Genomic DNA, 5,963 nt, shown 5'->3' on the forward strand with positions numbered 1-5,963 from the left:
AGCTGTCTCCTGCTGAGCCGCGCCTGCGGAGGTTCGGGTTATCCGCGCCGTACGGCGGGCATCGTCGACGCGGGCGCCCACCGCGTCCGAGCCCACCCTCCTGTGAGGCGATCGCCATGCCCGACATCGAACCCGTGCCCGCCGCCCTCTTCTGCGGCAACTGCAACTGCGGCTGCCCCGAGCTCTTCCTCGACCCGGCCGCGCCGGCCGAGCGGCGCATCCGTATCACCGACGACTTCGGCCAGCAGATCCACCTGAGCGCCGAGCAGTTCGCCGACCTCCTCGGCCAGGCCAAGACCGGCTCGCTCGACCACATCGCCGCGCCGGCGGCGTAACGGTCCGCGTGCCGAGGGCACGCTGCCGCGGCGACGACCGCACGCCGGTGCCGGGCCCGGGCCACTCCCCGCCCGTTCCGGGTGAGCCACACCCTGCCAGGTCGCACCGCGTCGGCGGCCCCCTGGTGCTCGGCACCGGAGAGGCCTGGCACGGTTGCGCGCGGTCTTCCGATGCCGGCCCGGCCGACCGGGAATCGGCCGGGCCCGTTCGGGCCAGGTGAAGGACGGCGGCAGTCGCTGCAGCTGAGGCCGGACCGGCAGCCGGTCGGGAACCCCGCTCGGTAGGGTGCGCAACATGATCAACTCATCTGCGGATTCAGGCGATATCGACATTGCGGCAGCAGCGGCCCGGGCCGGCGCGGACGTGGTCCGCGCCCTGTACGGGCAGCGGCTCGACCGGATCGACAAGGGCGCCGGGGACTTCGCCACCGCCGCCGACGTGGCGGCCGAGAAGGCGATCCTCGACGTCATCCGTGCCGCCCGGCCCGAGGACGCGGTGCTCGGCGAGGAGGGCGGGCAGCAGGGCGTCGCCGGTGCTTCGCGGCAGTGGCTGGTGGACCCCCTGTGCGGAACGCTGAACTACGCCGTGGGCACCATGCTGGTGGCCGTCAACGTGGCGCTGCGGGACGGGGCGGCGGCGGTGGCCGACCCGTTCGGCGGTGAGGTGTTCTGCACCGACGGTGAGACCTCCTGGGTGCGGAACGCGGGGGTCGACACCCGGCTGGTGCCCACGTCCGCCACGCGGTTGGTGGACGTCAACCTGGACCCGCCGTTCCCGAACGCGCCGGGATTCCGGGCCGTGGACCTGCTGGCCCGTCCGGGCTTCGTCGAGCGCTTCCGGCCGCGGGTGGTGTCCACCACCCTGGCGCTGGCCTGGGTCGCGGCCGGCAAGCGCGCCGCGTACGTCACCGATGGCGGCGACCTCTCCGGGAGCGTGCACTTCGCCGCCGGCATCGCGCTGTGCCGGGCGGCCGGCTGCGTCGTCACCGGGATCGACGGCGCCCCGGTCGGTGCGGCGGGCCGTGGGCTCGTGGCCGCCGCCGACGAGGAGACCCACGGACTGCTGATGCCGCTGATCCACGGTCGGAGCTCGTAGCGCCACCAGCGGACGCCGGACCCGTCGACACCGACCGGGAGGACGGTCGGAGCGCTGTGGAGCAGACGGCACGGTGTAGTTGACGGCTCCGGGACGCGTCCCGGATTCCACTGCGGCAGGGGTAGGAGCGGATCGGGCTCCTACCCCTGCCGTGCTCAGTGGGCGCGTCGCGCCCCCGCGACGATCCCGCGGCCGACGGAGCGGGCGGGACGGGCTCCGCGCCGGGTGGGCGGCGGGTGACGCCATCAGAGGATCAATGTAAGGTAATCCTTGCCTAAATTCCCCAGGTGGGGGCGGACGTTCTCCGGACCGGTGTCCGGGGCTCCGGTGGGCTGTGGCGCTGCGGCGCCGCACGGGACCGGATCGCGGATGCGGGGGACTGTCGTGGGCCGAGGGCGTGTGGGTTCTGCTGGCGCGGGTCGGGGCGGGACGGACACGCGCCCCCCGGACCTCGGCTCCTGCCTCGCCGACCTCCGGCGCTTCGAAGGTGCCGTCGTGGTCGTCAAGTTCGGCGGCAACGCCATGGTGGACGGGACGTTGAAGGCGGCCTTCGCCCGCGATGTGGTCTTCCTGCGCTATGCGGGGCTGCGTCCGGTCGTGGTGCACGGCGGCGGCCCCCAGATCGGCGCCCAACTGAGCCGGCTCGGACTGGAGTCCTCCTTCGTCGGCGGTCTGCGGGTCACCACGCCGGAGGCCATGGACGTCGTGCGGATGGTGCTCGCGGGGCAGGTCCAACGCGAACTGGTCGGGCTGATCAACGCCCACGGGCCGTTCGCGGTCGGCCTGACCGGGGAGGACGCGGGCACCATGACGGCCGTGAAACGTTTCGCCGAGCTCGCGGGCGAACGCGTGGACATCGGCCTGGTGGGTGACGTCGGCGCGGTGCGCCCCTCGCTCATCGAGTCCCTGCTCGCGGCCGGCCGGATCCCGGTGGTGTCCTCGGTGGCGCCCGGACCGGACGGCGCGGTCTACAACGTCAACGCGGACACGGCCGCGGCCGCCGTCGCGGGAGCGCTGCGGGCCGACGTGCTGCTGATGCTGACCGACGTGCCGGGGCTCTACCCCTCGTGGCCGCCGCGGGGCGGGGTGATCCCGCGCCTGGACGCCGACGAGCTGACGGCCATGCTGCCGGACCTCGGTGGCGGCATGGTGCCGAAGATGAGGGCCTGTCTGACGGCCCTCGGCGGCGGTGTGGGCTCGGTCCGGGTCCTGGACGGCCGGGAACGGTTCGCCCTGGTGCGGGCCTTCGGGGCCGACGCGCCGGGTACGGAGGTCGTGCCGCCGTCCGGCCGGCGCGATGACCGGAGCGACAGCCGGAGCGGTGGTCGGCTGGGCCGGCCCGCCGTCGGGGTCGCTTCGGGGTGACCCGGGCCGGGTGCGGACGGCCGGGTCCGGAGGTTCGGGCAGGTCAAGGCGGGTCGGGGGAGATGGAGATCACCGCGGTCGAACTTGACGGGTCGGCACCGAATAAGAGAACTTAGGCAAGCCTAACCAAAGCGAGTCGGCGGCCTCTTCGAAGCCGCGAACCGGGTTCCCCCGGGTTGTGAACGATCAGCAGAAGGACGGAAGGACGAGTCATGTCGCGCGAGAACGACGCAATCCACGAGGGAGCGGGCGTCGACGATCTGGTCGGCATAGGCTTCGGCCCCGCCAACCTGGCCCTGGCCATCGCGATCGACGACCACAACCGGCGCGCCCCCGGTCAGGCGCTGGCGGTGCGTTTCCTGGAGAAGCAGGAACGATTCGGCTGGCATCGCGGGATGCTGCTGGACGGCGCGACGATGCAGGTGTCCTTCCTCAAGGACCTGGTGACGATGCGTGACCCGAGCAGCCGGTTCACCTTCCTGACGTACCTCCAGGAGCGCGGCCGCCTCGCGGACTTCATCAACCTGAAGACCTTCTACCCGACCCGGCTGGAGTTCCACGACTACTTCGAGTGGTGCGCCGCGGAGTTCGTCGGCCAGACCGCCTACGGGCGCCGGGTCACCGCGATCCGCCCGGTGGAGTCGGACGGCCGGATCGAGCGCGTCGAGGTCGTCTCCGAGGCGCTCGACGGCAGCGACCGGGAGGTCCGGCAGGCCCGCAACATCGCGGTGGGCACCGGGCTCACCCCCCGGGTGCCGCAGGGGATCGCCCTCGGCGAGCGGGTCTGGCACGCCCGGGACCTGCTGACCAAGGCCCCCTCGCTGGCGGAGCAGCCGCTGCGGCACCGCCGGATCGCCGTCGTCGGCGCCGGCCAGTCGGCCGCGGAGGCGGTGGAGTACCTGCACCGGACCTTCCCGGACGCGGAGATCTGCGCCGTCCTCTCCCGGTACGGCTACAGCCCCGCCGACGACAGCCCGTTCGCCAACCGCATCTTCGACCCGTCCGCCGTCGACGAGTTCTACGCGGCCTCCGAGGACGGCAAGCGGACCCTGCTCGACTACCACGCCAACACCAACTACTCGGTGGTGGACGGCGAGTTGATCGAGCAGCTGTACCGCACCGTCTACCAGGAGCGGGTGGCCGGCCAGGAGCGCCTGCGGGTGCTCAACGCCAGCCGGCTGACCGGCGCCGACCACGGCCCGGACGGGGTCGCCGCGACGGTCGTCTCCGTGACCACCGGGGCGGAGTGCGTGCTCGACTGCGACGCGGTCGTCCTGGCCACCGGCTACTCCCACGTGGACCCGCGCGAGCTCCTGGGCGACCTCGCCCCCGCGTGCCTGACCGACGGCCTCGGCCGGCTGCGCGTCGACCGTGACCACCGGGTCCTGACCGAGGACCACGTCGGCGTCGGCATCTACCTCCAGGGCGGTACCGAGCACACCCACGGCATCACCTCCTCGCTGCTCTCCACCCTCGCCGTCCGGTCCGGGGAGATCTGCGACTCGCTGCTGCTGCGTCGCACCGGCGAGGAACTGCGGGCCCAGGAGAGCCGGCTCGGCGTGGCCGGCTGAGCCCGGCGCCCGACCCCGCCGAACCCCGAACCCGCCCCGCCCGAAGGGACCTTCCCCATGAGCGACGACCTGAGCGACGACTTGAGCACCGACCCGAGCGGCGAGCGCTCCTCCGCCCCCACCGGCTTCGACCGGGACACCGTCCGGGCCGACATCGCCGAGATCCTCGGTGAGCGCCCCGAGGACATCACCGACGAGGACGACCTGCGCGACCTCGGCCTCGACTCCATGCGCGTGATGCACCTGGTCGAGATCTGGCGCTCCCGCGGCGCCCGCGCCGAGTTCGCCGAGCTGGCCGACCTCGGCACCGAGCCGACCGTCGCCTCCTGGTCGGCCTACCTCAGCCGGGCCTGACCGCGCCCGAGCACCGCCCGGGTGGTCCGGCCCCGACCGGACCACCCCCACCCGCCCCCACCGGCGGGTCCGCCCCCACGCCCGGCGGGTCCGCCGTGCACGACGTTCCACCGAGGAGAACCATGAACACCCGCGCCCTGACGTCCCGCAGCCTCCGGCTCGCCGCCGTCGCCGCCACCGCCTCCCTCGCCCTCACGGCCTGCGGGTCGAACGGCGGGAGCAAGGACGCCAAGGACAACGCTTCGGGGGCGCCCGCCTCCTCGGGCCCGGTCGAGGTCGAGGCCACCAACGGCAAGGTCACCGTCCCGGCCGGCGTCAAGCGCATCGTCAGCATCTCCTACGCCACCGGCGCCCTGCTCGACCTCGGCGTGCAGCCGGTCGGCACCAGCACCATCGACGACAACAACCCGATGGAGCTGCTCCCCTCGCAGACCGAGGCCGCGAAGAAGATCGAGCCGATCGGCTCCGGCATCGAGATCAACATCGAGAAGGTCGCCTCGCTCAAGCCCGACCTGATCATCGTCGAGGGCGCCACCGCCTTCGACTGGGGCGTCAAGAAGCTCGAAGGCGTCGCCCCCACCCTGTACTTCGGCATCGACAAGCCGGTCGACCTGCTGAACGCCCAGGAGAAGATCGCCACCGCCGTCGGCAAGGAGGCGGAGTTCAAGAAGCTGAAGTCCGACTACGACACCAAGGCCGCCAAGATCAAGGCCGACTACGCGGGCAAGCTCAACAACGTCAAGTGGACCATCGCCTCCTCCTACGGCGGCGGCGAGTTCCTCGTCGACACCAGCACCTCCTGGGTCGGCCGGGTCCTGACCGACGCCGGCGCGAAGTTCTCCACGGCCTCCGCCGGCACCACCGACCACGAGGTCACCTACTCGGTCGAGAAGCTCGACGTGCTGGCCGACGCCGACATCATCCTGGTGCCGAGGACCGCCGCCACCGGCGAGGTCCCGCAGGACACCAAGGACCTGGAGAAGCAGCCGTCGTGGCAGAACCTCAAGGCCGTCAAGGCCGGCAAGGTCCTCCCCGTCACGTACGCCACGACGGACCGGTACGGCACCTCGATCAACGTCCTCGACCAGATCGAGACCATCCTCAAGGGCCTCTAGCCCACTCGGACCCGGGTGGCCGCGCCGTCACGCGGCCACCCGGCCGGACACCGAACACCTCACCACGCGCACGAGCGCCCCGGACTGGCACGGTCGGCGGGGCCGGAGAACCGGGAAGGGTCGACCC

Annotated in this window: 6 protein-coding genes; all 6 read left to right on the forward strand. The window is 72.5% G+C overall.

The genetic code is table 11. From position 1 onward, the window contains the following. Positions 1 to 116: 116 nt before the first annotated feature. Positions 117 to 335, forward strand: a complete 219-nt coding sequence (locus AB0O91_RS01035; RefSeq protein ID WP_363426887.1) for a hypothetical protein — start codon at positions 117 to 119, stop codon at positions 333 to 335. Between the two features lie 295 nt (positions 336 to 630). Then, a complete protein-coding gene (locus AB0O91_RS01040; RefSeq protein WP_363426888.1) occupies positions 631 to 1,431 on the forward strand; it encodes an inositol monophosphatase family protein in 801 nt (266 codons plus the stop codon). A 495-nt stretch (positions 1,432 to 1,926) separates the two neighbouring features. Then, positions 1,927 to 2,796, forward strand: a complete 870-nt coding sequence (gene argB, locus AB0O91_RS01045; RefSeq protein ID WP_363426890.1) for an acetylglutamate kinase — start codon at positions 1,927 to 1,929, stop codon at positions 2,794 to 2,796. Positions 2,797 to 3,008: 212 nt separating this feature from the next. Then, positions 3,009 to 4,367, forward strand: a complete 1,359-nt coding sequence (locus tag AB0O91_RS01050; RefSeq protein ID WP_363426892.1) for a lysine N(6)-hydroxylase/L-ornithine N(5)-oxygenase family protein — start codon at positions 3,009 to 3,011, stop codon at positions 4,365 to 4,367. Between the two features lie 57 nt (positions 4,368 to 4,424). Then, positions 4,425 to 4,721, forward strand: coding sequence for a phosphopantetheine-binding protein (locus AB0O91_RS01055; protein ID WP_363426893.1), 297 nt, complete (start codon positions 4,425 to 4,427; stop codon positions 4,719 to 4,721). A gap of 122 nt (positions 4,722 to 4,843) precedes the next feature. Beyond that, positions 4,844 to 5,836, forward strand: a complete 993-nt coding sequence (locus tag AB0O91_RS01060; RefSeq protein ID WP_363426895.1) for an ABC transporter substrate-binding protein — start codon at positions 4,844 to 4,846, stop codon at positions 5,834 to 5,836. Positions 5,837 to 5,963: the final 127 nt, after the last annotated feature.

The sequence above is a fragment of the Kitasatospora sp. NPDC089797 genome (assembly GCF_040684795.1).
Taxonomy (GTDB): domain Bacteria; phylum Actinomycetota; class Actinomycetes; order Streptomycetales; family Streptomycetaceae; genus Kitasatospora.